2 protein-coding genes are annotated in these 1,848 nt (G+C 54.5%); one reads left to right on the top strand and one right to left on the bottom strand.

The genetic code is table 11. From position 1 onward, the window contains the following. A partial coding sequence (locus tag VGM55_RS18935) for an NAD(P)-dependent oxidoreductase (protein ID WP_331636333.1) occupies nt 1-397 on the top strand: 397 nt, incomplete at its 5' end. 37 nt (nt 398-434) lie between these two features. Here VGM55_RS18935 and VGM55_RS18930 read toward each other — a convergent pair. Further along, on the bottom strand, nt 435-1,658 hold the full coding sequence (locus VGM55_RS18930; RefSeq protein WP_331636332.1) for an IS701 family transposase: 1,224 nt from the start codon (nt 1,656-1,658) through the stop codon (nt 435-437). Nucleotides 1,659-1,848 lie beyond the last annotated feature (190 nt).

Raw genomic sequence — 1,848 nt, 5'->3', positions numbered from 1 at the left:
CTTTGTTTTTGCAGGTGTGACCACAGAGAACCAAGGATTCTTGGGTCAACGTGAGCTGGCTCTTATCCGGCTGGGTGGGCTTTTTATCTTGATGAGCCGGGCAGCGGTGGTGGATTTCGACGCATTGACGGAAGCAGTTCGCAACCGGCGGTTGCGAGTCGCGACCGATGTGTTCCCTGAGGAGCCGCTTTCGCCTGACCACCCAATTCGGGACTTGGAGAACGCGGTTCTTTCAGCTCATCGGGCTGGCGGCATGGTCGAAGCCTTTATCGAGATCGGAGATATGGTTTTGAGCGATCTGGAATTGCTACTTCGAGGTCTGCCGCCGCTGAGTTGCAAAGTAGCTCAACCGGAGACGGTGAGCCGGTTTCGTGGGAAGCCTGTTGAAAGGAGCTAGGAGCTAGGAGCTAGTATTACTTTGTTAAGTAGAGTCATTAAAGGTAGTCAGACAAAATGGGCAGCAACCGGTGAGTCTCAGTAACAGTGGCCGAGTCCAGTTGAGAGTCTGCTCCCACGTGGGAAATGAAGTTTTTTTTAGAGCGAAGCCAGCAAGTAAGGATGAAGAGATAGGCTAGAGCGCTCAAGGCTAGGTGATGGTGAAAGCCCCGCCAAGAGCGACCCTCATAATGATCCAAGCCCAGATCGGCTTTGCTGCGTTGGAAGTATTGTTCGATTTGCCAGCGAGAGCGGCTCAAGCGCAAGCAGCGAGCGGTCGAAGGACTCCGATGCAGATGGGCAAGATAGAGGTTGTAGGGCTCAGGCGCATCGGCGGGCCAATCCACAACCAGCCAAACCTCCTCCGGTTGGGAAGCGTGATAAAAAAGGGCTCGGCTCAAGTAGATTTTCAGCCAAGCTAAGCGGGTCTTTTTGGTGCTGCCATCGGCGGTTTTCCAACTGGCGTTTTTGAACTGCTGGGGACGAAGTGCTCCCAGGATCTGGCTCAAGCTCTGGGCCGCAGGCTCATCGGCATGAGGATGGCTTTTAGTGCGTTGTTTAAAGGTACGGATGGGTTGGGTCCAACCCTGATGCTGCTGGGGGTTGATTTGGAGAAAAAACTCCAGCCCTCGTTGCCTTAAGGCGTCCCGAAAACGCCAGCTGTCTCCGTAAACACTGTCGCCCAAAACTGGCGCTGGTTGCACTTCGTCGGCTAAAGCCTCATCAATGAGCTGCAGAGCAATCTCCGCCTTGGTCGCGTAGCCAAGCTCTTGAGGGACACCGGCTTTGTGGCGTCGCTGACTATCTTCAATCCAGCTCTGGGGCAAAAACAATCGCGCTCCTATCGGGGCAGCGACCATTCCGTCGCTGACTGCCAGCTGCACATTGACCTGGCAGTTGGCCTGTTTGCCCACCGCTCCACAATATTGCCAGGCTACTCCTACCGAATGTTCCCCTTGTTTGAGCCACCCGGTCTCGTCGACAATCCAACTTTCAAAGGGTTCCAGATGACCGACTACCTCCCGCCGAATTTGACTCCAGACTTTGCTCTCGTCCCAGGGACTATCGGTCACAAACTGCTGTAAAGTTTGCCCATCAACTCCTAAGCGTGCCGCTAAGGGCTGGATCGATTTACGCTGACCTTCCATTAACAAACCCTCGATGTACCGGATCGCCGCTTGCCGCCGCTCAGAGCGGCCTAACGCCGGCACGATTGCGCTCATGAAGCTCTCAAACTCCCGTCCAGAACGCTTTAGATCTCGGTTGGTCCATCGCACTAAGTCCCGTTTTTACCAAATCACGCATTTTCTGCAAGCAATTACTTAACAAAGTAATACTAGTAGGGCGGCGCCAGTAAAGTCACGTCGGCCGGCCGGCTGCCGGCATTCGGGTCAGGAAGCAAATAGCCTTGGA

The organism is Cedecea sp. (assembly GCF_036500665.1).
Taxonomy (GTDB): Bacteria; Pseudomonadota; Gammaproteobacteria; order Enterobacterales; family Enterobacteriaceae; genus Cedecea.
This window is presented reverse-complemented; position numbering and strand designations above follow the sequence as displayed.

Excerpts from the sequence above, each read along its gene's own strand:
- VGM55_RS18930 (WP_331636332.1), bottom strand. The coding sequence starts at position 1,658 with ATGAGCGCAATCGTGCCGGCGTTAGGCCGCTCTGAGCGGCGGCAAGCG.